The following is a 25121-nucleotide window of genomic DNA, read 5'->3' as shown; positions in this document are numbered from 1 at the left end:
CCGGGGACACGGCGATCACGGGAACAGAAGACGTCACGGCCGAGGGCACGGCGATCACGGGAAAAAGAGAGATCATGGCCGGGTCACCACAGCGCCGGGTTCGGCTCGTACGCGAAGGCCTCGGCCACGCGGTCGGCGGGGAGATCGTCGAGGCGGGCCGGCGACCACGACGGCGAGCGGTCCTTGTCGACGACCTGCGCGCGGATGCCCTCCACCAGGTCGGGCTGCGTCTGGGCGAACCACATCACGAGGCCGTATTCCTGGGCGAGGGCCGCGCGCAGCGACGGCAGGGCACGCGCCCGACGCACCGCCTCGAGCGTCACGGCGAGCGCGGTCGGCGCCGATGCGGCCAGCAGCTCGGCCGTCTCGCGGGCCTCGGGCTCGGGCCGCGCACGCAGACGGTCCACGATGGCGGGAACGTCGTCGGCCGCGAACGCGTCGTCGATCCATTCCCTCGCCGCGATCAGCCTCGACGGCTCGGGGCTCTCGTCGAACAACAGCACGAGCTCGGTCGGGCTCGACGGGTCGGCGCGGTTCTCGAGGGCTTCGTACAGGGCCTCGAGGTGGGCGGCGGGCACCATGTGGTCGGCGAAGCCGGCGTAGATCGCGTCGGCGGCATCCATCGACCCCCCGGTCAGCCCGAGGTACTCGCCCAGGCGACCGGGCGCGCAAGCCAGCAGCCAGGAGCCGCCCACGTCGGGGGTGAAGCCGATGCGCGTCTCGGGCATGGCGAGCCGCGAACGGTCGGTGACGACGCGGATGGCCGCGTGGCCGGCGAGGCCGATCCCGCCGCCCATGCACACGCCGTCGGCGATCGCGACGACGGGCTTGGCCGAGGTGGCGATGAGGTGGTCGAGCGCGTACTCCTCGCGGAAGAACGCGTGCACCTCGTCGCCGCGGCCGCCGACGACCATCTCGTGCAGAGCGCGCACGTCGCCGCCGGCGCAGAACCCGCGCTCGCCGGCCCCGTCGAGCAGCACGACGTCGACGTCGGTGTCGCGCTGCCACCGGTCGAGGGTGAGGGTCAACGCGCGGATCATGTCGAGGTCGAGCGCGTTGATCGCGCGCGGACGATTCAGCGTCAGACGACCGAGGCCGCGCCTCGACCGCACGAGGACGCTGTCGTCATCGGTTCGCTGAGCGTGCACGGTGCCACGTTACACACGCCCCGAGATGGGTTTTCGGCCTCGGATCGGGGAAGATAGGCGGAACGCCCATCGAACGAGAGGTGCCCGATGCCCGACGGACAGGTGCTCGAGCTCAACGGGCTCACCAAACGCTTCGGAGCCGTCTCGGCGGTCGACGGTCTCGACGCCCGCATCGAGCCCGGCCAGGTCACCGGCTTCCTGGGCCCGAACGGCGCCGGCAAGACCACGTCGCTGCGCATGCTGCTGGGCCTCGTGCAGCCCACCGCGGGCACGGCCACCATCGGCGGCAAGCGCTACGCCGACCTCGCCTCTCCGCTGCAGAGCGTCGGCGCCGCCCTCGAGGCGTCGAGCTTCCACCCCGGCCGCTCGGCCGCCAACCACCTCAAGGTCTATGCGCGCGCGGCGTCGCTGCCCGTCTCGCGCGTCGACGAGGTACTGGGCCTGGTCGGTCTCGCCGACGTCGCCGGACGCCGCGTGGGCGGCTTCTCGCTCGGCATGCGCCAGCGCCTGGGCCTGGCCACCGCGCTGCTCGGCGACCCCGGCGTGCTCGTACTCGACGAGCCGTCGAACGGCCTCGACCCCGAGGGCATCCGGTGGATGCGTTCGCTGCTGCGTCACCTCGCCGAAGAGGGACGCACGGTGCTCATCTCGTCGCACCTGCTCGCCGAGGTGCAGCAGACCGTCGACGCGCTGCTGATCATCTCGCGCGGTCGCCTGGTGTTCCAGGGCGGGGTCGAAGACCTCGCCGACCCCGAGGAGTACGCCACGGTCGTCGACTCCCCCGACCGCACCGCCCTGTCGAGCGTGCTCGACGAGCGCGGCATCGACTACCAGCTGCTGCGCAACGGCTACACGATCCGCCACCACGAGCCGGTCGAGATCGGCGCCCTCGCCGCGGGCGCCGGTATCGCCCTGTCGAACCTGCAGAGCAAGGGCGCCAGCCTCGAAGACATCTTCCTCGAGCTCGTCAGCGGCGTGCGCGTGCACGCGAGCGCTGCGGCGGGCGGCGCTGCGGCGGCTCCTGCTCCGACTCCGGATGCCGAGACCCCCGCCCCCGCGTCCACGCCGGCGCCCGAGCCCGTGCTCGCACCGGCGGCGGCCGCGACGGCGACGACTGCCACAGCCGACGAGGTCTCCCCCCGACCCGACGAGTTCGACGACGACGATCCCCGCCCCTCGACCGCGATGGTCGCCGTCATGGCCCCGCCGCGATCCGCGCGCGTCACCGCGTCCGACGGGGCGTCCTCGAGCGACGACTCACCCCGCCGCTCGTACTCCGTCGCCTCGACCGGCGTGATCGACATCGTGCCCACCGCCGACCTCGACCACACGGACCAGACAGACCACACGGGGGTGCAGCGGTGAGCCTCGTCGCAGCGACACGATCCGAGTACACCAAGCAGTTCACCACCGCCGGCTGGTGGGTGCTGGCGATCGTGCTCGTCGCCTACGTCGCCTTCACGGCCGGCGTGCTCGCCTTCGTCTTCGGCGGAGTCGCCTCGGGTCGCCTCGGCGGCGCCACCGGCCCCGCGATGTCGGCCGAGGGCGTTCCGGGCCTCGTCTACAGCTCGGCCAGCGCCGTCGGGTACGTGTTCCCCCTCCTCGTGGGCACGCTCATGGTCACGACCGAGTTCCGTCACAAGACGCTCACGCCGACGTTCCTCGCCACCCCGCGCCGCGGCGTGATCCTGGGCGGCAAGTTCGTCGTGGGCGTGCTGGTGGGCCTGCTCTACGGCATCCTCGGTTCGGCCGCCGCGATCGGGGCGGGCGCCGGAGTGCTGAGCATCTTCGGCATCGACACCGCCCTCGGCTCCGCCGACACCTGGGAGCTCGTGGGCCGGATGCTGCTGGCCTTCGCCCTGTGGGCGCTGGTGGGCATCGGCGTGGGCACGGTGGTGCGCAACCAGGTCGCCGCCATCGTCATCGTGCTCGCCATCACCCTCTTCATCGAGCCCATCGTGCGCACCATCGGCGGCGTGGTCGAGGGCTTCGACGACGTCGTGAAGTGGTTCCCCAGCGCCGCGAGCGACGCCCTGGTCGGCCAGACGATCTTCAGCTCGGTGTCGACCACCGGGGCGTCGACGCTCGATTGGTGGGTCGGCGGCCTGGTGCTGCTCGGGTACGCGGTGGTGCTGGTGGTCGTGGGGATGCTCACCACCTGGCGCCGCGACATCGACTGATCGGCGATCGCCCGGCGCGCACCGACGCCGCTCGCCGACCGCGGCGCCCGTGACGGCGGACGCCGTGCAGACCGCGCCGCCTGTGACGGGCGACGCCGCGCAGACCGCGACGCCCGTGACGGGCGACGCCGCGCATTTGGCGCCGCCGCCCACACCGGCGAGAATCAACCGTGCTCGATGGACCGGTGATCGCCGAATGGCTCCCCGTGTCGGTGGCATCCCTCGTGCTCCTGCTGGTCGCCGCGGGCGTCGCCGGATGGGTCGACGCGGTCGTCGGCGGCGGCGGACTGATCCAGTTGCCCGCGTTGGTCATCGCCGTACCGAAAGACGTCGCGACCCCGTTCATCCTGGGCACGAACAAGCTGTCGTCGTTCTTCGGCACGCTCTCGGCGAGCGGGGTGTACCTGCGCAAGATCAGGGTGCAGCTCGTGCTCCTGCTGCCGCTGGTCGCGGGCGCGTACGCCGGTTCCACGGTCGGTGCCGCCCTCTCGCGCTTCGTTCCGCGCGAGGTGCTGACGCCCGTGGTCCTCGTCGCGGTGATCGCGGTGGCGCTGTACACGCTCTTCAAACCCCGCATGGGACTGCACCACGAGCCGCGGCACACCCGCCCCGCGGCCATCGCCTGGCGGGCGGGCGTGATCGGTCTGCTGGTGGGTTTCTACGACGGCATCCTGGGTCCGGGGACGGGGTCGTTCTTCGTCATCCTGATCGTCGCCGTGCTGGGGTACGGCTTCCTGCAGGCGAGCGTGAACGCCAAGATCGCGAACCTCACCACCAACCTCGCCGCCCTGGCCGTCTACGGCGTGCACGGCGAGATCCTGCTCGCCCTGGGCTTCGCCATGGCCGCGATGAACATCACCGGCGGATTCATCGGCGCGCACATGGCCACCCGCAAGGGCAGCGGCTTCGTGCGGATCGTGTTCCTGGTGACCCTGTCGCTGCTCGTGGTGAAGCTCGCGTGGGACACCGTGGTGCAGTTCACGGCGTGAGCCCGACCGCCGGGCGCGTGTAGCGGGCGCGTGTACCGGGCGCGTCAGCGGACGATGTCGGCGACGTCTTCGGGCTCGGATGCCACGTCGAGACGCAGCGCCCGCAGCAGCGCCACCCCGTGCTTGGTGGTGAGCACCAGACGCTCGTACTCGTCGTGACCCGTGAGGTCGACGACGACGCTGGGTTTGCGACCGCGGATGACGACGAAGTCGTTGCCGCTCGCCGACTTCCACGTGCCCATCCCGACGGCCACCGGCAGGTTGATGCCGGGATTCGGCACGCCGCGCAGCCACGTCCAGGCGTCGTCGGTCAGTTGCACGCGCTCGATGTGCTCGCGCGGCACGACGATGTTGGTCTTGCGGAAAGACATCGCTCGCTCGGTCGGCGACAGCACGACTTCGAGCTGCGTCGAGTCGAGCAGCAGGGTCACCATGCCTTCCATCCTGCCAGCGTCGACGGGGCGCGACAGGCTCGGCACCTCACGAGAGCGCAACGATCACCCGCCGCACGCACGCGCCGCGCGACGCCCCGTCTCACCGGCCCGGATGTCGGAGTCGAGGGATAGCCTGGGACGATGAGTACGGGCAGTGTTGCGCCGCGAGTCGCACCGGCCCGCGGCACGTCGATCGACGACCTCCTCGCGCGCATCCGCGCCGGGCACCGCCCCGACGTCGACGAGACCGACGCCCTTCTGCACGCACCGCTCGACAGCCTGCTGCCCGTCGCCGCGGCGCTCCGCGACGAGGGGCTCATCGACGCCGGCCGCCCCGGCGTCGTCACGTACTCGCGCAAGGTCTTCGTGCCGCTGACGACCCTGTGCCGCGACCGCTGCCACTACTGCGTCTTCGTCGACACCCCCGGCCAGCTGAACCTGCTGCGCAAGCCCGCGTACATGAGCCCCGAGCAGGTGCTCACCGTCGTGCGGCAGGGACAGGCCCTCGGCTGCAAAGAGGCGCTGCTCACCCTCGGCGACCGCCCCGAAGAGCGGTGGCCCGAGGCCCGCGCCTGGCTCGACGCGCACGGCTTCGCCTCGACCATCGACTACGTCGCCCACATCGCGCGTCTCGTCACCGCCGAGACCGGCATGCTGGTGCACGCCAACCCCGGCGTCATGCACCCCGACGAGCTGGCGGCGCTGCGTTCCGTCTCGCCCTCGATGGGCATGATGCTCGAGACCACGTCGCGACGCCTGTTCGAGGAGCCCGGCCAGGTGCACTTCGGCTCGCCCGACAAAGACCCCGACCTGCGCCTCGGCGTCATCGACGACGCCGGCGCGGCCGGCATCCCCTTCACCACGGGCATCCTCGTCGGCATCGGCGAGACCGTGCGCGACCGGGCCGAGTCGCTCGTGGCGATGCGCGACCGGCACGACCGGCACGGGCACGTGCAAGAGATCATCGTGCAGAACTTCCGTGCCAAGCCCCGCACGGCCATGCAGGGCGCGCCCGACGCCGACCTGGCCGAGTACGTCGCGGCGGTCGCCACCGCCCGGCTCGTGTTCGGGCCGCGCATGCGCATCCAGGTGCCGCCGAACCTGTCCGACCCGGGCGAGCTGGGCCTGCTGATCGCGGCGGGCATCGACGACTGGGGCGGCGTGTCACCGCTCACGGCCGACCACGTCAATCCGGAGCGTCCCTGGCCGCAGATCGACGACCTCGCCGCCCAGACGGCCGCGCACGGCTACACGCTCCGCGAACGCCTCACCGCGCATCCGGAGTTCGTGCGCGATGCCGCGCGCTGGATCGACCCCGCCCTGCACGCTCCCCTGCGGGCACTGGCCGATGCCGAGGGGCTCGCCGCCGACGTGACGCCGCACGCCAGCCTGCCCGGGAGCACGCACGCCGTGACGAGCGGAGGACGGGGGACAGAGGGAGGACTCCCTCGCGACATCGCGTCCTCCGCCCGTCCCTCGTCCTCCGCCCATCCCGGCTCGACGCCCTCAGGCCCCCTCGGGAGCACCACCGGAGTGCCCGGCGGAGTATCCGGCAGCGACCTGGGCGTCCGCCGTCTCGCCGAGCGGGCGGCATCCGATCCCCTGTCCCTCGACGACGCCGACTGGGTGCGCCTGCTGCGCACGACCGGCGCCGAGCTCGACGACCTCACCGCCGCCGCCGACGACGCGCGCCGCTACACCGTCGGCGAGCCGATCACCCTCGTGCAGAACCGCAACCTCACCTCGACGGGCTTGCGACGCACCGGCCGCACCGCGCCGGGCGAGTTCGACCTCGACGACGCCACGGCCATCGCCGCCGACGCCGCCGCCCTCGGTGCCACCGAGATCTGCATCCAGGGCGCGCTGCGCGGCGACGAAGACCCCGCCGGCTATCTCGACCTCGTGCGGGCAGTCAAGCGCGGGGCTCCCGGCATCCACGTGCACGCTTACCGTCCGCTCGACGTGCGCGACCTCGCCGACCGCGGCGGACTCGGTCTCGCGGGCGCCCTCGCGGCCCTGCGCGAGGCGGGCGTCGACACCGTGCCGGGCACCGGCGTGAAGGTGCTCAGCGAGCGGGTGCGCGCCCTCGTCGCGCCGGGCGACCTCGAGATCGACCACTGGGTCGAGGGCATCACCGCGGCTCACCGCGCCGGTTTCCGCTCGACCTCGGTGCTGTTCTACGGCCACGTCGAGACCGCCGAGGAGCGCATCGCGCATCTGCGGCGCCTGCGCGAGATCCAGACCGAGACCCGCGGCTTCGCCGAGTTCGTGCCCATCCCCCTGCCCGGCGGCGACGTGCCGCTGGTCGCCGACCGCGCCCCGATCGACGAGCATCGCGCGATGGTCGCCGTGTCACGGCTGATGCTGTCGGGCAGCATCCCGCACGTGCAGATCCCCTGGACCCGCGTGGGCCGCGACACCGCCGCCGTGCTGCTGCGCTCCGGCGGCGACGACCTGGGCGGCACGCTGTACGACGGACGCGTGCGGCCCGACACGGGCATCGAGCAGGGACTCGAGCTCCCGGTCGCGGCGGCCGAGCGCATCGCCCGCAGCCTCATGCGACCGTTCCGCTTGCGCACGACCGACTACCGCGTCGCGGCAGAGGGCGGAGCCCGCGCGTGAGGGTCGTCGACGTCGCGATCGTGGGCGCAGGCTTCGCCGGCCTCGCCATGGCCGGGGCGCTCCGCCGGGCCGGGCGCGACGACTTCGTCGTGCTCGAGCGCGCCGACGACGTGGGCGGCACGTGGCGCGACAACACCTATCCCGGCGTCGCGTGCGACGTGCCCGCGCACCTCTACAGCCTCGCCGCGCACCCGAACGCCGGGTGGACGCGCACCTTCGCCCCCGGCGGCGAGATCCAGGCCTACCTCCGTGATGTCGCCGACCGCGAGGACCTCGGGGATCGGCTGCGGCTGCGCACGCCCCTGGTCGGAGCGGAATGGGATGCCGCCGACGCCGTCTGGCACCTCGACACGGGCCACGAGATCCTCACCGCGCGCTCCCTCGTGCTGGCCTGCGGACGCCTCACCGAGCCGCACGTGCCCGCCATCGACGGCCTCGAGTCGTTCGACGGGCCCCTCTTCCACTCCGCGCGGTGGGACCACGACACCGACCTCGCCGGCATGCGGATCGCGGTCGTCGGCACCGGCGCCAGCGCCGTGCAGCTGGTTCCCGAACTCGCCCGCCGTGCCGCCCACGTGACGCTCTTCCAGCGCACCCCCGCGTGGATCGTGCCACGCGGCGGAGGCGACATCGCGCCCGCCGAGCGCGCGCACCTCGCCGCCCATCCGGGGGATCTCGCGCGCCTGCGCGCCGAGCTGTACGCCGAGGGCGAGGCGCGCTTCGCGTCGCGCTCGGGTGACGCCGTGGCCTCCGCCGACGCCCGCGCCCACGCGCTCGCGCACCTGCACGCCCAGGTCGCCGACCCGGCCCTGCGCGCAGCCCTCACCCCCGACTACGCCTTCGGCTGCAAACGCGTGCTGCTGTCCGATGCGTTCTACCCCGCCGTCGCGTCCGAGGCTGTGAGCCTCGAGCCCACCGCCCTGGCCGCGGTCGACGGCTCGACGCTGACGGCGCAGAGCGGCGCGACGTACGAGGCCGACGTGCTGGTGCTGGCCACCGGGTTCACCGCCGCCGAGCAGCCCTACGCCGACCTCGTGCACGGAGAAGACGGCACCCTCGCCGCGCACTGGGCCGAGGGCATGACCTCGTTCGGCTCCACGGTGGTCGCCGGCTTCCCCAACCTGTTCGTGCTGAACGGCCCGAACGCGAGTCTCGGCCACAACTCCTCGGTCCTCATGGCCGAGGAGCAGTCGGCGTACGTCGTGCGGGCCCTCGCCGAGCGCGACCGCCGACCCGAGCGGGTGCTGCGGGTACGCCCCGAGGTCGAGGCGGCGTACACCGACGAGATCGCCGCGGCCGCGGCATCCACCCCCTGGCTCACCGGCGGATGCCGCAACTGGTACGTCGACGACCGGTCGGGGCGGCTGACCCTGCTGTGGCCGGGCACCGTGCAGGCGTTCCATGAACGACTCGCCGGCACCGACGGGTCGGAGTTCGAACCCGCGCGCACCCCCGTGCGCGGTGGCGACGTTGAAGGAGAGAAATGACCGTTCCCCTGCGTTTCGGATACAAGGCTTCGAGCGAGCAGTTCGGACCCAACGAGCTCCTCGACTTCGGCGTGCTCGCCGAGAAGATGGGTTTCGACTCGGTCTTCCTCTCGGACCACCTCCAGCCGTGGATGCACGACGGCGGACACGCCCCCAACGCCCTGCCCTGGCTCGGCGCCCTCGGCGCGCGCACCGAGCGCGTCATCATCGGCACGAGCGTGCTCACCCCGACGTTCCGCTACCACCCCGGCGTCATCGCCCAGGTGTTCGCCACCCTCGGCGTGATGTACCCCGGCCGTGTCGTGCTGGGCGTCGGCACGGGTGAAGCCCTCAACGAGGTGACCCTGGGCCTCGACTGGCCCGAGGCGCCCGAGCGCTTCCAGCGCCTCAAAGAGGCCATCGCGATCATCAACGAGCTCTGGGCCGGCGAGCGGGTCACCTACGAGGGCACCTACTACTCGGTGAAGGATGCCACGATCTACGACCGCCCCGAGCAGAAGGTGCCGATCTACATCGGCGCCTCCGGCCCCGCGGCCACCCGCCTGGCCGGCCGCATCGCCGAGGGCTACATCACCACGAGCGGCAAAGACCCCGCGCTGTACACCGACACGCTGCTGCCCGCGCTCGACGACGGCCTCGGCAAGGCCGGCCGCACGCGCGACGACGTCGACACGCTCATGGAGGTCAAGGTGTCGTACCACCCCGACCACGACACCGCGCTCGAGAAGACGCGGTTCTGGGCGCCCCTCGCACTCAGCGCCGACGAGAAGATGAGCGTGCACGACCCCCTCGAGATGCAGCGGCTCGCCGCCGAACTGCCGATCGAGCGTGTCGCGTCGCGGTTCATCGTCTCGACCGACCCCGACGAGCACGTCGAACGCATCGCGCGATACGTCGACCTCGGCTTCCGCCACCTCGTGTTCCACGACCCGGGCCACGACCAGGAGGAGTTCCTGCGCATGTACGGCGAGGAGATCCTGCCGCGCCTGCGCAAGCGCTTCGCCTGAGCCGGATCGGGGCGACGACGCGGCGGGTCCGGCGGCGCTGCGGGCTCCGGCAACTCACCGGCGCCGCGGGGTCCGGCGGCTCAGCGGCGCCGCGGGGAACGGCGGCTCAGCGGCGCCGCGGACGGGAGCCGCGCGAGCGGCCCGCTTGCGGGGCGCCGGTGGGCCACACTCCTGAGAAAAGGTCCCCACGCTGCCCCCTACCCGCCGAAAGCACGACCCCCAGCCAGATATCTCAGGAGTTCGGCACACAATGGAGGCGATGAACATGCCTGACGTCCCCGCCTGGACGATCATCGTGCCGGTCAAACCCGCCGCGGTGGGCAAGACGCGCCTGACCGACGTCGGCGTCGACCGCGAGGCGCTCGCGCGCGCCATCGCGCTCGACACCGTGACCGCGGCAGCCGCGGCGGCCCGGGTCGCCCGCGTCATCGTCGTGACCGACGACGCGGGGGTGCGCGCCGAGCTCCGCCGCACCCGCAAGGTCGAGGTCGTGCCCGAGGGCGACACCCGCGGCCTCGACGCCGCGATCGCCCTCGGCGCGGCCGCGGCCGGTGTCGCCACCGCGCGCGCCGCCCTGCTCGGCGATCTGCCGGCCCTGCGTCCCGCCGATCTCGACGCGGCCCTCGAGCTCGCGGCATCCGTCGAGCGGGGAGTGGTTCCGGATGCCGAGACCACCGGGTCCACCCTCGTCACCGCCCGAGCGGGGGCGGTGTGGGTCTCGGCGTTCGGCGAGGACTCCGCCGCCCGTCACCGCCTGCTCGGGTGCACCGACCTGGCCGTCGAGCGTGCGTCGTCGCTCCGCCGCGACGTCGACACGGCCGAACAGCTCTCGCAGGCGGTCGCGCTGGGCGTGGGCCCGCGCACGTCGGCCGTGTTGGCGTCGGCGGCGGCCTGACCGCTCGCCCGCGCGGCCGCTCGCCCGCCCAGGCCCCGCGCCCAGGCCCCGCGCCCACGCCCCGCGCGCAGCGCTCGCGCGCGGCGCTCGCGCGCGGCGCCCACCGCGAATGGCGGCTCAGGCCGCAGCGCCCACCGGCGAAGCGCATGCCCCGCGCAGAGCCCACCGGCGAAGCGCAAGTCCGCACACAGAGCGCACCCGCGAACGGCTCCTCAGGCGCGCAGCGCCGCCTCGGCGATCGCCGCCGAAGTCGTCTCGTCGCGCATCCACAGCGGCGCGACCACCGTGCGGATCCCCGCCGCCTCGACCTCGGGCGCGGCGGCGGCGTCTTCTTCCGCCAGCAGCCACGCGTCGAGCACACCGCCGGCCGACCGTGCCGCGTAGTGCCGCGCGACGGCCGATGCCGAGGTCTCGACGCCGATCGCCGTGAGGCAGACATCGGCCATGCCGCGCACGACCCGCCCGGCGATGATCGGCGAGACGCCCACCACCCGCGCCGAGGTCGCCCGCAGGGCCTCGCGCATTCCGGGGACCGCGAGGATCGGACCGATCGACACCACCGGGTTCGACGGCGCCAGCAGCACCACGTCGGCCTGGGCGATGGCATCCACGACACCGGGGGCGGGCACGGCGTCGGCGATCCCGGGATTCTCGAAGGCGCGCGGAGTGAGCGTGGCGCGGTGCCGCGTCCACCACTCCTGGAAGTGCAGCCGTCCCCCGTCCTCGAGCAGCACGTGCGTGTCGACCTCGGTGTCGGTCATGGGCAGCAGCCGCACGCCGAGCGGCCAGCGCTGCGCCATGCGGGCCAGCACCTCGGTGGGGGTGAGGCCGTCGCGCAGCCAGCCGGTGCGGGCGAGGTGGGTGCCCAGGTCGAGGTCGCCGAGCGTGAACCACGGCCAGCCCGCCCCCCAGGCCTGGAGTTCTTCGTTGACCCGCTCCGTGTCGCCCGCGCGTCCCCACCCGCGCTCGGTGTCATTGACCCCGGCGAGGGCGTAGGTGAGGGAGTCGACGTCGGGCTGCAGGCGCACACCCGACAGCCACAGGTCGTCGCCCGTGTTGACGACGACGGTCGCGTCGGGGGCGCCGAGGCGCCGCAGCGCCGCGCGGACGCCGAGCGTGAACTTCGACCCTCCGACTCCACCGGCGAGGACGACGACACGGGGCTGGGGAGAAGTCATGCGTCCAGTCTTCCATCGGGCCCGGGGACGAGCCCGTCGTCGAGCTCAACTCGGTCGGGTGCCGCCCCCTCCGCGGGGGCAGGGCTGCCAGGTGGCGCGTCGACGCCGCGGAGCCATCGACGTGGGCCACCACGCCGCGAGTCGCGAGAGGAACGCCGAGAAGGAGGGCGGGGCGGCGTGGGCGGGGAGCATGGTCCCAGCCTCGTCGCCCGGGTCCGCCCGCACATCATCACGAAGGACGAAACCGCTCCCTCGCGAGGATGACCTCGGCGCGGCCGCCGTTACTGGGCGAGCAGCGTCGGGTCCAAGGCCTCCGCCGCCGCCTTCGCCGCGGCCGGCAGGGCGTCGACCACGTGCGAGAGGGCGTCATCGTCGTGCGCCGCGGTGAGGAACCACGCCTCGAACACGCTCGGGGGCAGCGAGATGCCGGCATCCAGCATCGAGTGGAAGAACGCGGCGTACCGCCACGACTGCTGAGTGAGCGCCGTGGCGTAGTCGAGCGGGATCTCGGGCAGGAACGCGACGCCGAACAGCGAGCCCGCGCGCGGGATCGCGTGCACGACCCCCTCGGCGCTCAGGGCGGCGTCGAGCGCGTCGGCGACCCGCTCGGCCGCGGCGTCGACCGTCGCGTAGACCTCGGGCGTCGCGAGGCGCAGCGTCGCCAGGCCCGCGGCGACCGACAACGGGTTCCCCGACAGCGTGCCCGCCTGGTACACCGGGCCGAGGGGGGCGAGGTGGTCCATGATCTCGGCGCGACCGGCCAGGGCGGCCAGCGGCATGCCTCCGCCGACGACCTTGCCGTAGGTGAGGATGTCGGGCAGGTACGTCTCGCCCCGCGAGGCCTGGAGCCCCCAGAAGCCGGCGGGGTGCACGCGGAAGCCCGTGAGCACCTCGTCCATGATGAGCAGCGAGCCGTGGCTGTGTGCGATCTCGGCGAGCGCGGCGTTGTAGCCCGGCAGCGGCGGCACGACGCCCATGTTGGCCGAGGCCGCCTCGACGATGATCGCGGCGATGTTCTCGCCGTGCACCGCGAACACCTCGCGCACGGCGTCGAGGTCGTTGTAGGGCAGCACGAGAGTCTGCGCGGCGATGGGCGCGGGAACACCGGCCGAGCCGGGCAGGGCGAGCGTGGCGACTCCCGATCCGGCGGCCGCCAGCAGCCCGTCGGAGTGACCGTGGTAGTGCCCGGCGAATTTGATGAGCAGGTCACGGCCGGTGACGCCGCGCGCCAGTCGGATGGCGGTCATGGTCGCCTCGGTGCCGGTCGAGACCAGGCGCACCTTCTCGATCGGTGCCAGATCGCCGACCCGCACGCGGTGGGCGATCAGGTCGGCCAACTCGACCTCGGCCCCCGTCGGCGCGCCGAAGGACAGACCCCGGGATGCCGCCGACCGAACCGCCTCGACCACCTCGGGGTGCGCGTGGCCGAGAAGGGCCGGACCCCACGAGGCGACGAGGTCGACGTACTCGCGACCCGTGGCATCCGTGATGCGGGGCCCCGACGCCGACTGCATGAACCGCGGCGTTCCGCCGACGGACCCGTAGGCGCGAACGGGTGAATTCACGCCGCCCGGGATGACGTCTTTGGCGCGGGCGAACCACTGGTCGTTGAGATCGGTCATGCGTCAATTCTCCCCGGTGCACGCGTGTGAGTCGCCAAGATCTGTCGCTTCCGCGGACAGCGAAGCGACAAATCGTGGCGACTCACGCGAAACGAAGGGGGGCTCAGAGCTCGGCGCGCAGCCAGCGGGCCGCCTCGACGGCCCAATACGTCAGGATCGCGTCGGCGCCGGCGCGGCGGATGCCGAGCAGGCTCTCGAGGATGGCGCCGCGGCGGTCGATCCAGCCGTGCGCCGCGGCGGCCTCGACCATCGCGTACTCGCCCGACACCTGGTAGGCCCAGACCGGCACGTCGACCGAGGCCTTGACGTCGGCGAGAACGTCGAGGTACGGCAGCGCGGGCTTGACCATGACCACATCGGCGCCCTCTTCGACGTCGAGCAGCGCCTCGCGCACGCCCTCGCGCCCATTGCCGGGGTCGAGCTGGTACGAGCGGCGGTCGCCCTTCAGCTGCGAGTCGACGGCCTCGCGGAAGGGTCCGTAGAAGGCTCCGGCGTACTTGGCCGAGTAGGCGAGGATGAGCGTGTCGGTGAAGCCCTCGGCATCCAGCGCCTCGCGCACCGCGCCGACCTGGCCGTCCATCATTCCCGACAGGCCCAGCATCGCCGAGCCCGCCCGCGCCTGCGCGAGACCCATGGCCGTGTACCGCTCGAGGGTCGCGTCGTTGTCGACGGCACCGTCGTCGCGGAGCACACCGCAGTGCCCGTGGTCGGTGAACTCGTCGAGGCACAGGTCGGTCTGCACGACCAGTGCGTCGCCCACCTCGGCCACGACGGCCTCGGTCGCGACGTTCAGGATGCCGCGGGGGTCGTCGGCTCCCGAGCCCACGGCGTTGCGCGTCTCGGGGACGCCGAACAGCATGACGCCGCCGATGCGCTGCTCGGCCGCCTCGGCCGCGGCGCGGCGGAGCGAATCGAGCGAGTGCTGCACGATGCCGGGCATCGAGCCGATCGGACTCGGCTCGGTGATGCCCTCGCGCACGAACATCGGCAGCACGAGCTGCGACGGCACGAGGTGCGTCTCTCGTGCGAGACGACGGACGGCGGGGGTGCGACGCAGGCGCCGCGGGCGGTGCTCGGGAAAGCTCATGAGGTCGATTCGTCGGGGGCGAGGGTGAAGCGGGCGACGGCCTCGATCAGCGACTCGACCGTCTGCGTCTCGGCCACGACGTCGACGCTGAGACCGGCGCGCTTGGCGTCCTTCGCGGTGCGCGGGCCGATCGCGGCGATGACGGTGGATGCCGGGATCTCGGGGAACTGATCGACCACCTGCTCCGCGACCGAACCACTGGTGACGAGGATGGCGTTGATGCGACCGGAGTGCACGTCGCCGGCGATCTTGTCGGACACCGGCACACCGACGGTGCGATACGCGACCACGCTGCGCACGTCGTGCCCCGCCTCGATCAGCAGGCGCGTGAGCACGGGCTTGGCGATCTCGCTGCGCAGGGTCAGCACCTTGCGCGGCTCGGACTCGAGGTCGATCATCTGCTCGGCCATGCCCTGGGCCGAGTTGTCGCGTTCGGGGACGAGGTCGACGTGGTAGCCCACGGCCTGCATCGCTGCGGCCGTGGTCTCGCCGACGACGGCGACCTTGGTGCCGGCGGGGATGACGGCCTTGTAGGCGTAGAGGACGTCGACGGTGGTGGCGCTGGTGAGCGTCAGCCAGTCGAACACCCCGTCGGCCAGCTCGGCGAGCGCCTGCTCGAGGGTGGCCTGGTCGTTCGTGGGCGCGAAGTTGATCAGCGGTGCGATGACGGGAACGGCCCCGCGCTGACGCAGACTCGCCGCGACGCCGTCGCCCCAGGGACCACCGCGCGGCACGAGGACGCGCCGGCCCGCGAGGGGCTTGGGCGTGCTGCCCGTCGTGGGGTGCGGCGTGTGCCGGTGGCCTTCATTCATGTGGTCGACTCTCGTGGTACCAGGTCGGCCGCCCCACGTTCGAGCAACCGACGCGCGGCTTCTCGGCCCGCTCGCGTCGCTCGCGCGATCGGACCCCCGTCGTCGGCAGCATCCGCTCCATTGCCGCTGCCCGTTTCCCCACCATACCCCGGTGCGAGACGCACAGTTCGGTCTATACCGATCCTTCGTGCACCGTCGAGCGCGTAGACCACCGCGCGCAGCCGCAGGTCCCCGTCGGCGAGGGCGGCGTGCGTGCCGACGGGAGCACTACACCCCGCGTCCAGCGCCGAGAGCACGGTGCGCTCCGCGGTGATCGCGACGCGGGTGTCCTCGTCGTCGAGCTGCACGAGCGCGGCCAGGATGTCGGGATCGATGTCGTCGCGCGTCTCGATGGCGAGCGAGCCCTGCCCCGGGGCCGTCGGCCACTCCGCGAGCCCGAGCGCCTCGGCGTGCAGCCCGCCCAGGTCGCCCCCGAGGCGCGAGATGCCCGCGGCGGCGAGGATGACGGCATCCAGTTCCCCGTCGCGCACGCGCCCCAGACGCGAGTCGACGTTGCCGCGGATGTCGCGGATGTCGAGACGGGGGTTGTGCCGCTTGGCCTGGGCGATGCGGCGGGGCGAACCGGTGCCCACCCGGGCACCCGCGGCCAGTGAGCCGAGGGGCGCGCCGTCGCGGGTCACGACCACATCGCGCGCGTCTTCGCGCGGGGGCGTGGCGGCGATGACGAGCCCCTCGGGCTGCGCCGTCGGCAGGTCTTTGAGCGAGTGGACGAGGAAGTCGCAGCGGTCGGCGGCGAGAGCCTCGCGCAGACCGTTCGCGAAGACGCCGCGTCCGCCCAGCTGAGACAGCGAGGCGCGGTTGACGTCGCCCTCCGACACGATGGGCACGAGTTCGACGGGGCGACCGGATGCCGCGGCCACGGCATCGGCGACCATCTGCGACTGCGCCATCGCCAGCGTGCTGCGACGAGTCCCCAGCCGCAGGGGCGCGCTCACTGCAGGATCTCGGGGATCTCGTCGAGCGCGACCAGACGGCCGGTGTAGAACGGCACCTCCTCGCGGACGTGGCGGCGAGCCTCGGTGTAGCGGAGGTCGCGCATCATGTCGACGAGGTCGGTGAGCACGTCGGCCTCCATCGGCAGGAGCCACTCGTAGTCGCCGAGGGCGAACGAGGCCACCGTGTTGGCGATGACGCCGCGGTACTGCGACCCCTTCTTGCCGTGCTCGATGAGCATCTCGCGGCGCTCCTCCTCGGGCAGGAGGTACCACTCGTAGCTGCGCACGAAGGGGTAGAGGCAGAGCCACTGCTGCGCCTCGATGCCGCGGAGGAAGCCGGGCACGTGCGAGCGGTTGAACTCCGCGTCGCGGTGCACGCCCATGGCGTTCCAGGTGGGGAGGAGGTTCTTCAGCAGCTCGGTGCGGCGCAGGCGCCGCAGGTCGCGCTGAAGGGCCTGGGGGTCTTCGCCGTGGAGCCAGACCATGAGGTCGGCGTCGGCGCGGAGGCCGCTGACGTCGTAGAAACCGCGGACGGTGACGCCGTCGGCCTCGACGAGCGAGACGAGGTCGGCGAGCTCGGTCGCCTCGGTGGCGGTGACCGGGTTCTCGGGATCGCGGCGGAAGACCGCCCACAGCGTGTACACGGAGGAGGAGCTGTCGTGGGACATGCCTCCAGTTTCGTCCCGTCGGGGCGGGGGGCCAAACCGGTTGACTCGCCGCCGAAGCACACTCTTGCGTGCACGCGTCGACGCGCATTGATAATGTGCGTCGACGGCGTCGGGGGACGCCGCCCGCGAAAGGGTGCCCGATGTGGCTGTACGACCTCCCCATGGCTGTGGGGTTGCCGATGTTCATCCTGCTCGTGGTGGGAGGCTCGTGCGGAATCCTGCTGGTGCTGCGCAAGTGGGTCTTCAGAGTCGCCCCGCAGGGTGACGAGTGGGACCGCGTGCTCAGCTACGCGGTCGGCGCCTACGGCGTCTTCTACGGCGTGACGCTCGCCCTGATCGCGGCCGCCGCGTACGGCAACTTCACCGAGGTCGACGGCGTCGTGCTCGATGAGTCGTCGTCATTGGCCACGCTGTACCGCAGCGCCACGCTGTTGCCCGAGCCGCAGGCCGACGAGCTGCAGGAGCAGATCGTGCAGTACACGCGCAACGTCATCGACGAGGACTGGCCGATGCAGCGGCACCTCGAGATCCCGATGGAGACGGATGCCAACATCACCGCCATGCAGAGCGCCATCGAGGCCGTGGAGCCGACCTCGGCGGTCGAGGTGGTCTACGTGCAAGAGGCCCTCGAGCAGTTCCAGCAGTTGGTGCACGACCGGCGCGACCGCATCGCGCTGACCCACCTGGCCCTTCCGAGCGTGCTGTGGATCGTGCTCGGGGTGGGCGCGGTGCTCAACGCCATCCTCATCGGGCTGATCGAGGTGCGGAACCTGCGCGTGCACCTGCTGATGTCGGGGATGCTGGCGCTGTTCGTCGCCCTGCTGCTGTACGCCATCGCCGGGTTCGACCACGCGTACGCCGGTCCGATCGCGGTGACGCCGGAGTACTTCCAGGATCTTCTGGACGGGTTGTTCGCGAACGAGCCGTAGACGGACTCGGATCGGCGCTCGAGCCGGTCACCCTGTGAACGACGAAGCGGCCCGCCCCGACGGGGACGGGCCGCTTCGATGAGCGTCAGCGCGTGTAGGCGCGGACGATGCTCCAGACCGCCAGGCCGACGAGGCTCGCGACCCCCGCGACGACGGCGGCCGCCGCGGCGGGATTGCGCTGCGCGCTCTCGCGCACCTCACGGACCTTGTCGTCGACGGCCTCGCTCGCGCGGCGCGGGATGTTCGCCTTGTCTTCGAGGGCGGCCAGGGCGGCCTTCAACTCGGCGCGGGCCGACTGGACGGGATCGGTGATCCCCAGTGGCACGGCGGTGCGGGGCACGGGAACGGGACGATCAATACTCATCGCGGGCCTCCTTGACGATGCGGACGTCTTCGGCGATCGCTTCGCCGGGGTTCTCGCGCTTCGACAGCTTCTTGAAGCGCAGGTAACCCAACAGAGCCAGGATCGCGGTGATGACGATCATCACGCCGAACACGACGATCGCCGAGAGCCAGACCGGCCACCACGACGACAGTCCCGCGATGACGAACGCGAAGAACACCGGCACGGCCCAGAACAGCACGATGAGCGCGCCGACGAACCAGCCGGCGCCGATCCCGGCGTCTTTGGCCGTGCGCTGCGCCCACGCCTTGGCGCCGTTGATCTCGGCGACGACGAGGTTGCGCACGAGCTCGGGGATGTCGCCGACCAGAGTGAACAGGCTGTCGTCGGAACGATCGCGGAATCCGCGAGGAGTGGTCATGCCTCAGCTCCCGGACGAGGTGGAGCCGCTCTTGGACGCGCGTGCACGCGTGGTCGCGGCCTTCTCGGCTTCCTTGGCGTCGTCGACGGAATCCTCGACGACGTCGGCGACCTCGGAGGCCGACTGCTTCGCCGCCCGCGTGGCGCGCTCCGCGCGCTCCTGGGCGGTGCCGGACTGGGTCGCGGCGCCGGTGACCGACTTCGCGCCCTTCCACACCACACCGGGGACGGACTTGAGGGCCGAGACGCCGAACGCCTTGACCTTCTCGACCTGTCCCTGGACGACGGGCTGGTCCCAGACCTTCTCGGCCTGCGTCTTGATCTGCTCGTACCGGTCGCGGCCTGCGCGTGCACCGAGCACGTAGCCCGCCACGAGTCCGACGACGAGTGCTGCTTTGCCCCTCATGGGGTCTCCTCACGCTCGAACGAGTGCTGGTCGACTCTCACAGTAGCCATGTATTCCCATTACGGCATCCACCCTTGACACACGGCGGCGGATGACGAAGAACGGCGCCCGTCAGTGTCGCCAGAGCGCGTCGCTGCGCACACGGTCGGCCTCGTCGCGCGCATCGGGGATCACCTGCGCCAGCCCGGTGCCCGAGATCCAGGCGCCCGTGGCCCCGAGCCCGGCGACGGCGCGGATCGCCCCGCGCGCGGCGGCCGTCTCGGCGGCCCGCCCGATGGTCGCCGCCGGCTGCGACTGCACGTAGCGCACCCGGTGCGCGGCACGCAGGGTCGAGGCCGGCAGCTCGACGCCGAGCAGGGCGGCGGCCTCCGAGAGGGCGAGGGCGGCGGCGGCATCGCCGTCGAGGGCGGAGGTGGCGGGCTCTTCACCCTGTGCTCCGAACGAGACCCGCACGACGTGGACGCCGGGCTCGGTGGCATCCCGCACCCAGTCCCACTTCGCACTCGAGTGGGTGAGCGCTTTGGCGATGTGGCTGCCGGGCACGGTCAGCACGCCGGTGCCGCGCGGCGCGCGATCGAGTTCGGGCGCGTGCACGACGAGGGTGACGACCTCGACCACCGGCGCCACGGGGTCGCCCAGGTCGAGACCCGGGACGACCGGGGCGAGCAGGGCGCGGGCGGCGCCCTCGGGAAGCGCCACGATCACGGCGTGCGCGTGGAGGGGCTCATCGTCGGCCGAGGTCGCCACGGTCCATTCGCCGCCGTCGCGCGGGTCGAGACGCTCGGCGGCGACGCCGGTGCGCAGCTCGACCCCGCGCTCGACGAGCTGATCGACGAGCGCGTCGACGAGGCGCGACATGCCGCCCGCGATCCCCTCGACCGCCCCGCCGGGCGCCGCGGTCTTCGACGCGGGACCGGTGGCGACGGGGACATCGGATGCCGGAGCATCGGCGGGCCGCGGAGCCGAACGACGCGCCCGCAGGTCGGCGACGGCGCCGGTGAGCGAGCCGACGCGGGTGAGGGCGGCGTTCAGGCCCGGGGCGGCCAGGTCGACGTCGATGTCGTCGGGGCGGGCGGAGTACACCCCGCTCGTGACGGGGGCGACGAGGCGGTCGAGCACGCGCGCGCCGAGACGCGAGCGCACGAGCTTGCCGAGGCTGTGCTGGTGCCCGATGGTGAGCGGGGGCCGCAGGCGGTCGACGTAGGCGCGCCACGCTCCCGACCATCCGATGACACGGCGCACGTCGGGCGCCCAGGGATTGTCGGGGATGCCGAGCACCCCGCCCTTCGGCAGCGGGGCCGCCCCGACGCCCGGCACGCCGACCACCCACGCGCCGGCCGGATTCGGCGACACGATGTCGTCGGCGAGGCCGAGGTCGTCGAGGAGCTCGCGCACGATGCCGCCGCGCGTCGCGAAGCTCTCGGCCCCCACGTCGAGGGTGACGCCGCCGACCTCGGCGGAACGCACGACACCGCCCACCGCGTCGGACGCCTCGAGCACCGTGACCCGCAGGCCGACCTTGGCGCACTCCCGCGCGGCGACGAGACCCGACACTCCCCCGCCCACGACGACCACGTGCGTCTCGTGCGCGTGACGCGCCAGCCGCTCGAGGGGCTCGCTCACGCGTCTGCGCCGTGCGCGCGGGCGACGATGCGCGTCAGCACCTCGGGATCGGTGTCGGGGGGCACGCCGTGGCCGAGGTTGAGCACGTGCGCGCGGGCCGCGCGGCCGCGGGCCAGCACGTCGTCGACGTGCGCGGCCAGCACCGGCCAGGGCGCGCCGAGCAGTGCCGGGTCGATGTTGCCCTGCAGGGTCACGTCGGGACCGACCAGAGCCGCCGCCTCGTCGAGCGGCATGCGCCAGTCGACGCCGACCGCGTCGGCGAGCCCGCCGAGGCGCATGTCGTCGAGGAAGGCTCCGGTGCCCACGCCGAAGTGGATGCGCGGCACGTCGATGCCCTCGAGCGCCGCGTGCGAGTGCGGGGCGATGAACTCGCGGAACGTGGCCGGCGAGAGCGATCCGGCCCACGAGTCGAACAGCTGCACGGCCTGCGCGCCCCCGTCGATCTGCGCGTCGAGGAAGGCGCGTGAGACTTTCGAGAGCCAGCCGGCCAGGCGGTGCCACGACGCCGGGTCGGCGTGCATCATCCCGCGGGCCCGCAGGTGCTCCTTCGACGGACCGCCCTCGACCAGATAGGCGGCGAGGGTGAAGGGCGCCCCCGCGAAACCGATCAGGGGCACCGCGTCGTCGAGCTCGGCGGTGACCAGGCGCACGGCCTCGCGCACGGGCTCCGCCGCGGAGGCCACCTCGGCCGGGTCGATCGCCGTGATGCGCGCCACGTCGTCGGCCGTGCGCACCGGATCGGCGAACACCGGCCCGCGGCCCGGCTCGATGACGACGTCGACGCCCGCGAGCCGCAGGGGCACGACGATGTCGCTGAAGAAGATGGCGGCGTCCACGTCGTGCCGGCGGATGGGCTGCAGCGTGATCTCGGCCGCGAGGTGCGGGGTGAGGCACGCGTCGAGCATGCGGGTGCCCACGCGCAGCTCGCGGTACTCGGGCAGGGAGCGCCCCGCCTGTCGCATGAACCACACCGGCTGCCGCTCGGGGCGGTCGCCGCGGAGGGCACGGAGCAGGGGCGCGTCGAGGGAGGCCATGGCATCCATCCTCCCACTGGGCGACGGCCGACCAGGGGGATGCCTCGACGTCGAGCGGCCCACCGGAATACCCCACGGGGCGCGGGCGTAGAATATGAACGTGCTGCTGTGCGTCAGCGCGAGTCATAAGACCGCGTCCTTCGAGCTCCTCGAGCGGCTCAGCGTACCCGCGACCCCGGTCGCGCCTCTGATCGCCGAGCACGACGAGTGCGTTCAGGGCGCCGTCGTGGTGGCGACCTGCAACCGCTTCGAGGCGTACGTCGACATGGACGAGCCCGTCACCGCGGGCGTCGCCCTCGGCATCGAGGCCACCCTCGCCGCCATCGAGACCGCCACCGGCGTTCCGGTCAGCGAACTCGAGGGCTCGTACACCGTGCTGGGCGGAAGCGACGTGGCCGAGCACCTGTTCTCGGTGGCATCCGGTCTCGAATCCGTCGTCGTCGGCGAGGGCGAGATCGCCGGTCAGGTGCGCCGCGCGCTCACCGAGTCCCGCGCCCTCGGCACCACCTCCGCCGAACTCGAGCGTCTGTTCCAGCGGGCCTCCGAAGCGCAGCGCGGCGTGAAGAACTCCACCGCCATCGGCCGCGCCGGCCGCTCGCTCGTGCGCCTGGGCCTCGAGCTCGCCGACAGCCGCATCGCCGACTGGTCGACGCAGCGAGTGCTGCTCGTCGGGACCGGCGCGTACGCCGCGGCCACGGTCGCCGCCCTCCGCGATCAGGGCGCCGCCGACATCTCGGTGCACTCCCCCTCGGGTCGGGCGACCAAGTTCGCGACGAAGCACGGCCTGCGCGCCGTCTCGGCCGAGACGTTCCCGATGGCGGTCGCCCACGCCGACCTCGTCATCACCTGCACCACCAGCGAGCACCACGTCGTCAGCGCCGCGACCTTCGCCGCGGGCCGCACCCGCGCCGAAGCCGCCGTCGAGGCGACCGCCGGCGGATGCCCCGTCGACCACACCGCGCGGCGCCTGGTGATCGACCTGGGCCTGCCCCGCAACGTCGACCCCGACGTCGCCACCGTGCCGGGCGTCGACCTGCTCGACCTCGAGACCATCCGCCTGCACGCCCCGCTCGAAGAACTGCAGGCCACCGACGCCGCGCGCGACCTCGTGCGCGACGCCGCCCGCCGCTTCGTCTCGGTCGGCGAGCGCAAGAACATCACCCCCGCCGTCGTCGCCCTGCGCGCCCACGTGTTCGGCGTGCTCGACGCCGAGGTGGCACGCGTCCGCGCCCGCGGCGACGAGGGCGGACAGACCGAGCAGGCGCTCCGCCACCTCGTCGGCGTGCTGCTGCACACCCCCACGACCCGCGCGCACCAGCTGGCCGAGACCGGCCGGGCCGACGAGTACGTCGACGCCCTGTCGGCGCTGTTCGGCATCGAGGTCACCGAGCCCCTCGTCGAGCGCGGCACCGCCCACCCCGACGGCATCGCCGACGCGGGCTGAGGCACGCCGGCTCGCGCTGAGGCGCGGGCGTCCGTCGGGCAGGATGGATGCCGTGAGCACACCGGCATCCGAGGTCTACGTCGTCGCGGGAGAGGATCGCGCCCGCAACGGGCTGCGGTGGGCGAGCACCGTGGTGCTCGGCCTGTTCGACGCGGGCAGCGTCGCGCCATCGGTGAGCGAGGTCGTGATCCGGCGCGTCGACGGGTCGATCGTGAAACGCCTGCCTCCCGGTGACGTCGACGACTTCACTGCGCAGCTGAACGAGATCACGGCCGACCTCGCGACGATGTCCGCCGTGCCCTTCGCCGAGAAGTGGATCGCCGAGCCGGCGTGAGCGGAGACCGACCGCGAGACCGCCCCCGCTGATACCTCGGGTGCACGATTCCCTCGCCGCACCCCTCGCGCGGGGAACGCGCGAGAATGAACGCATGAGTCTGCGCATCACCGACGACCCGGCCGCCGACGAGCTGCTGTCGAGCAACCCGCTCGCGCTGCTGATCGGCATGCTCCTCGACCAGCAGGTCGCGATGGAGACGGCGTTCGCCGGTCCGTTGAAGATCCAGGAACGCGTCGGATCGATGGATGCCGCGACCCTCGCCCACGAAGAGCCCGACGACTTCGCGGCCACCTTCTCGCAGTCGCCCGCCGTGCACCGCTATCCGGGCTCGATGGCGGGGCGCGTGCAAGCGCTGTGCGCGGCCCTCGAGGAGGACTGGGGCGGCGACGCCGAGAACCTCTGGACACGCGACGACCCCGACGGCGCCACGGTGCTGAAGCGCCTGAAGGCGCTTCCCGGCTTCGGCGAGCAGAAGGCGAAGATCTTCCTCGCCTTGCTCGGCAAGCAGTGCGGCTTCGACGGGGCCGGGTGGCGTGAGGCCTCAGCGCCCTACGGGGAAGACGGATCGTTCCGCTCGGTCGCCGACATCACGAGCCCGGAATCGCTCACCCGGGTGCGCGAGCACAAGCGCGCGGCGAAAGCCGCAGCCAAGGAAGCGAAAGCCTGAGGCTCGCCCGCGGGCGCCGAGGGGCAGCCTGCTGTTCCTCGCGTTCACCGCGTTCACGCGAACGAGCGCCTTTCGGGCACGGGCCTTTTGCGCTACTCGTCGCGCCCCGTGAAACTGCAGTCGACGGATCCGGCGCGTTCGTCGGAGACCAGGATGTTGCCGTCGCGGCGGATCTCGCACGAGATCACCGTGGTGGGGGTCGACGCCTGTGCTCCGATGCCGATGACCGTCGCGCTGGAGTCGAGAGTGATGGTCTCGCCAGAGTCCCACTTCTCGTTCGTGCGATCGGCGCCTTCCCTGATGACCACGTTCACGGGTTCCGGCGAGTCGACCGTGAGCGTGTACGTCGCGGACGGGGCCAAGGCTCCCCCGAGGAGTACTGCGCCGATGGTGACGGCGGGAGCGACGATCGCCAACGCGGACAGCACGATGGCGATGATCCGGCCGAAGCGAGGGGCGGCGACTCCGCGCGCCCGGACCGCGAGAACGAGCGCGACCGCACCGATGACCACGGGCACGATCAGCACGGCCACGCGCGACCAGGACAGGAGCATGCCGACCGCGAAGAAGGCGAGAGCGGCGACCGAGAGAGCCATACTCGCCACACGCATCCGCGAAACCGCGAGCGTTCGACCTTCGGTCATTTGTTTCCCCCATTCACGACACGACGATCTTAGGTGGGGTCAGGCACTTTCACCCGCTGGGGTTCTCTTTCGCGACGCGATATGCAGAATAGGGGGAGGGGCGGCTTCGGTGGTGGAGATGATCAGCGGTCGCCCGTTCGCAAGCGACGG

Annotated in this window: 25 protein-coding genes; 11 read left to right on the top strand and 14 right to left on the bottom strand. The window is 72.5% G+C overall.

Annotation, left to right across the window (positions count from 1 at the left end; translation table 11 throughout):
- Positions 1 to 83: 83 nt before the first annotated feature.
- Positions 84 to 1148: an enoyl-CoA hydratase/isomerase family protein gene (locus BJP65_RS10370; RefSeq protein ID WP_070409081.1), complete on the bottom strand. Its 1065-nt coding sequence runs from the start codon at positions 1146 to 1148 to the stop codon at positions 84 to 86.
- A gap of 87 nt (positions 1149 to 1235) precedes the next feature.
- On the opposite strand from BJP65_RS10370, the gene BJP65_RS10365 reads away from it, so the two are divergent.
- The 3 genes from BJP65_RS10365 (at position 1236) to BJP65_RS10355 (ending at position 4317) form a co-directional block, all read left to right on the top strand.
- On the top strand, positions 1236 to 2513 hold the full coding sequence (locus BJP65_RS10365) for an ABC transporter ATP-binding protein (protein ID WP_070409080.1): 1278 nt from the start codon (positions 1236 to 1238) through the stop codon (positions 2511 to 2513).
- The gene (locus BJP65_RS10360; protein ID WP_070409079.1) at positions 2510 to 3328 is read left to right on the top strand and encodes an ABC transporter permease; all 819 of its coding nucleotides are present in this window, start codon (positions 2510 to 2512) and stop codon (positions 3326 to 3328) included. Before BJP65_RS10365 ends, BJP65_RS10360 begins: the two co-directional genes overlap by 4 nt.
- 170 nt (positions 3329 to 3498) lie before the next feature.
- Positions 3499 to 4317, top strand: coding sequence for a TSUP family transporter (locus BJP65_RS10355; protein ID WP_070409078.1), 819 nt, complete (start codon positions 3499 to 3501; stop codon positions 4315 to 4317).
- Positions 4318 to 4361: 44 nt separating this feature from the next.
- Here the strand turns inward: BJP65_RS10355 and BJP65_RS10350 are convergent, their stop codons facing one another.
- Positions 4362 to 4751: a hypothetical protein gene (locus BJP65_RS10350; protein ID WP_055832773.1), complete on the bottom strand. Its 390-nt coding sequence runs from the start codon at positions 4749 to 4751 to the stop codon at positions 4362 to 4364.
- 141 nt (positions 4752 to 4892) lie between these two features.
- On the opposite strand from BJP65_RS10350, the gene cofG reads away from it, so the two are divergent.
- The 4 genes from cofG (at position 4893) to cofC (ending at position 10762) form a co-directional block, all read left to right on the top strand.
- Positions 4893 to 7373: a 7,8-didemethyl-8-hydroxy-5-deazariboflavin synthase CofG gene (gene cofG / locus BJP65_RS10345; RefSeq protein WP_083285808.1), complete on the top strand. Its 2481-nt coding sequence runs from the start codon at positions 4893 to 4895 to the stop codon at positions 7371 to 7373.
- Entirely contained in the window at positions 7370 to 8860 is a 1491-nt protein-coding gene (locus BJP65_RS10340) for an NAD(P)/FAD-dependent oxidoreductase (RefSeq protein WP_156784872.1), read from the top strand. The genes cofG and BJP65_RS10340 overlap by 4 nt, the downstream gene beginning before the upstream one ends.
- Complete coding sequence (gene fgd, locus BJP65_RS10335; RefSeq protein ID WP_055832771.1) at positions 8857 to 9867, top strand: glucose-6-phosphate dehydrogenase (coenzyme-F420); 1011 nt, start codon at positions 8857 to 8859, stop codon at positions 9865 to 9867. Before BJP65_RS10340 ends, fgd begins: the two co-directional genes overlap by 4 nt.
- Before the next feature lie 265 nt (positions 9868 to 10132).
- Positions 10133 to 10762 (top strand): 2-phospho-L-lactate guanylyltransferase, encoded by a 630-nt coding sequence (gene cofC / locus BJP65_RS10330; protein ID WP_070409950.1) that lies wholly within the window; start codon positions 10133 to 10135, stop codon positions 10760 to 10762.
- A gap of 212 nt (positions 10763 to 10974) precedes the next feature.
- Here the strand turns inward: cofC and cofD are convergent, their stop codons facing one another.
- The 6 genes from cofD to hemQ form a co-directional block, all read right to left on the bottom strand.
- On the bottom strand, positions 10975 to 11940 hold the full coding sequence (cofD, locus tag BJP65_RS10325; protein WP_055832770.1) for a 2-phospho-L-lactate transferase: 966 nt from the start codon (positions 11938 to 11940) through the stop codon (positions 10975 to 10977).
- 281 nt (positions 11941 to 12221) lie between these two features.
- The gene (gene hemL, locus BJP65_RS10320; RefSeq protein WP_070409077.1) at positions 12222 to 13562 is read right to left on the bottom strand and encodes a glutamate-1-semialdehyde 2,1-aminomutase; all 1341 of its coding nucleotides are present in this window, start codon (positions 13560 to 13562) and stop codon (positions 12222 to 12224) included.
- A gap of 103 nt (positions 13563 to 13665) precedes the next feature.
- Complete coding sequence (hemB, locus tag BJP65_RS10315; RefSeq protein WP_070409076.1) at positions 13666 to 14649, bottom strand: porphobilinogen synthase; 984 nt, start codon at positions 14647 to 14649, stop codon at positions 13666 to 13668.
- The gene (locus tag BJP65_RS10310; protein WP_070409075.1) at positions 14646 to 15461 is read right to left on the bottom strand and encodes a uroporphyrinogen-III synthase; all 816 of its coding nucleotides are present in this window, start codon (positions 15459 to 15461) and stop codon (positions 14646 to 14648) included. Before BJP65_RS10310 ends, hemB begins: the two co-directional genes overlap by 4 nt.
- Complete coding sequence (gene hemC / locus BJP65_RS10305) at positions 15458 to 16456, bottom strand: hydroxymethylbilane synthase (RefSeq protein WP_055832766.1); 999 nt, start codon at positions 16454 to 16456, stop codon at positions 15458 to 15460. The genes BJP65_RS10310 and hemC overlap by 4 nt, the downstream gene beginning before the upstream one ends.
- Complete coding sequence (hemQ, locus tag BJP65_RS10300) at positions 16453 to 17124, bottom strand: hydrogen peroxide-dependent heme synthase (protein ID WP_055832765.1); 672 nt, start codon at positions 17122 to 17124, stop codon at positions 16453 to 16455. The genes hemC and hemQ overlap by 4 nt, the downstream gene beginning before the upstream one ends.
- 140 nt (positions 17125 to 17264) lie before the next feature.
- Here hemQ and BJP65_RS10295 point away from each other — a divergent pair, with 140 nt between their 5' ends.
- Positions 17265 to 18053 carry a DUF4239 domain-containing protein gene (locus BJP65_RS10295; RefSeq protein ID WP_055832764.1) on the top strand — a complete coding sequence of 263 codons (789 nt, stop codon included), beginning with the start codon at positions 17265 to 17267 and terminating at the stop codon, positions 18051 to 18053.
- 85 nt (positions 18054 to 18138) lie between these two features.
- Here BJP65_RS10295 and BJP65_RS10290 read toward each other — a convergent pair whose 3' ends face one another.
- The 5 genes from BJP65_RS10290 to hemE form a co-directional block, all read right to left on the bottom strand.
- Entirely contained in the window at positions 18139 to 18417 is a 279-nt protein-coding gene (locus BJP65_RS10290) for a hypothetical protein (RefSeq protein ID WP_055832763.1), read from the bottom strand.
- Positions 18407 to 18817, bottom strand: coding sequence for a phage holin family protein (locus BJP65_RS10285; RefSeq protein ID WP_055832762.1), 411 nt, complete (start codon positions 18815 to 18817; stop codon positions 18407 to 18409). The genes BJP65_RS10290 and BJP65_RS10285 overlap by 11 nt, the downstream gene beginning before the upstream one ends.
- A 3-nt stretch (positions 18818 to 18820) precedes the next feature.
- Complete coding sequence (locus tag BJP65_RS10280; RefSeq protein ID WP_055832761.1) at positions 18821 to 19222, bottom strand: hypothetical protein; 402 nt, start codon at positions 19220 to 19222, stop codon at positions 18821 to 18823.
- 111 nt (positions 19223 to 19333) lie between these two features.
- Positions 19334 to 20845 carry a protoporphyrinogen oxidase gene (gene hemG, locus BJP65_RS10275; RefSeq protein ID WP_070409074.1) on the bottom strand — a complete coding sequence of 504 codons (1512 nt, stop codon included), beginning with the start codon at positions 20843 to 20845 and terminating at the stop codon, positions 19334 to 19336.
- Positions 20842 to 21879, bottom strand: a complete 1038-nt coding sequence (gene hemE, locus BJP65_RS10270) for a uroporphyrinogen decarboxylase (protein WP_082516427.1) — start codon at positions 21877 to 21879, stop codon at positions 20842 to 20844. The genes hemG and hemE overlap by 4 nt, the downstream gene beginning before the upstream one ends.
- A gap of 100 nt (positions 21880 to 21979) precedes the next feature.
- Between hemE and BJP65_RS10265 the strand changes: the two genes are divergently transcribed.
- From BJP65_RS10265 to BJP65_RS10255, 3 genes are all read left to right on the top strand, one after another.
- On the top strand, positions 21980 to 23323 hold the full coding sequence (locus BJP65_RS10265; protein WP_070409949.1) for a glutamyl-tRNA reductase: 1344 nt from the start codon (positions 21980 to 21982) through the stop codon (positions 23321 to 23323).
- A gap of 52 nt (positions 23324 to 23375) precedes the next feature.
- Positions 23376 to 23657, top strand: coding sequence for a hypothetical protein (locus BJP65_RS10260; RefSeq protein ID WP_055832758.1), 282 nt, complete (start codon positions 23376 to 23378; stop codon positions 23655 to 23657).
- Positions 23658 to 23751: 94 nt separating this feature from the next.
- Positions 23752 to 24327: an HhH-GPD-type base excision DNA repair protein gene (locus BJP65_RS10255; RefSeq protein WP_070409073.1), complete on the top strand. Its 576-nt coding sequence runs from the start codon at positions 23752 to 23754 to the stop codon at positions 24325 to 24327.
- A gap of 92 nt (positions 24328 to 24419) precedes the next feature.
- Here BJP65_RS10255 and BJP65_RS10250 read toward each other — a convergent pair whose 3' ends face one another.
- The gene (locus tag BJP65_RS10250; protein ID WP_156784871.1) at positions 24420 to 24932 is read right to left on the bottom strand and encodes a hypothetical protein; all 513 of its coding nucleotides are present in this window, start codon (positions 24930 to 24932) and stop codon (positions 24420 to 24422) included.
- Between the last annotated feature and the right edge of the window lie 189 nt (positions 24933 to 25121).

The sequence above is a fragment of the Microbacterium sp. BH-3-3-3 genome (assembly GCF_001792815.1).
Taxonomy (GTDB): Bacteria; Actinomycetota; Actinomycetes; order Actinomycetales; family Microbacteriaceae; genus Microbacterium.
This window is presented reverse-complemented; position numbering and strand designations above follow the sequence as displayed.

Excerpts from the sequence above, each read along its gene's own strand:
- BJP65_RS10290 (WP_055832763.1), bottom strand. The coding sequence starts at position 18,417 with ATGAGTATTGATCGTCCCGTTCCCGTGCCCCGCACCGCCGTGCCACTG.
- BJP65_RS10350 (WP_055832773.1), bottom strand. The coding sequence starts at position 4,751 with ATGGTGACCCTGCTGCTCGACTCGACGCAGCTCGAAGTCGTGCTGTCG.
- BJP65_RS10365 (WP_070409080.1), top strand. The coding sequence starts at position 1,236 with ATGCCCGACGGACAGGTGCTCGAGCTCAACGGGCTCACCAAACGCTTC.
- hemL (WP_070409077.1), bottom strand. The coding sequence starts at position 13,562 with ATGACCGATCTCAACGACCAGTGGTTCGCCCGCGCCAAAGACGTCATC.
- BJP65_RS10285 (WP_055832762.1), bottom strand. The coding sequence starts at position 18,817 with ATGACCACTCCTCGCGGATTCCGCGATCGTTCCGACGACAGCCTGTTC.
- BJP65_RS10310 (WP_070409075.1), bottom strand. The coding sequence starts at position 15,461 with ATGAATGAAGGCCACCGGCACACGCCGCACCCCACGACGGGCAGCACG.
- hemE (WP_082516427.1), bottom strand. The coding sequence starts at position 21,879 with ATGGCCTCCCTCGACGCGCCCCTGCTCCGTGCCCTCCGCGGCGACCGC.
- hemB (WP_070409076.1), bottom strand. The coding sequence starts at position 14,649 with ATGAGCTTTCCCGAGCACCGCCCGCGGCGCCTGCGTCGCACCCCCGCC.
- BJP65_RS10280 (WP_055832761.1), bottom strand. The coding sequence starts at position 19,222 with ATGAGGGGCAAAGCAGCACTCGTCGTCGGACTCGTGGCGGGCTACGTG.
- cofD (WP_055832770.1), bottom strand. The coding sequence starts at position 11,940 with ATGACTTCTCCCCAGCCCCGTGTCGTCGTCCTCGCCGGTGGAGTCGGA.
- BJP65_RS10255 (WP_070409073.1), top strand. The coding sequence starts at position 23,752 with ATGAGTCTGCGCATCACCGACGACCCGGCCGCCGACGAGCTGCTGTCG.
- cofG (WP_083285808.1), top strand. The coding sequence starts at position 4,893 with ATGAGTACGGGCAGTGTTGCGCCGCGAGTCGCACCGGCCCGCGGCACG.
- cofC (WP_070409950.1), top strand. The coding sequence starts at position 10,133 with ATGCCTGACGTCCCCGCCTGGACGATCATCGTGCCGGTCAAACCCGCC.
- BJP65_RS10295 (WP_055832764.1), top strand. The coding sequence starts at position 17,265 with ATGTGGCTGTACGACCTCCCCATGGCTGTGGGGTTGCCGATGTTCATC.
- fgd (WP_055832771.1), top strand. The coding sequence starts at position 8,857 with ATGACCGTTCCCCTGCGTTTCGGATACAAGGCTTCGAGCGAGCAGTTC.
- hemQ (WP_055832765.1), bottom strand. The coding sequence starts at position 17,124 with ATGTCCCACGACAGCTCCTCCTCCGTGTACACGCTGTGGGCGGTCTTC.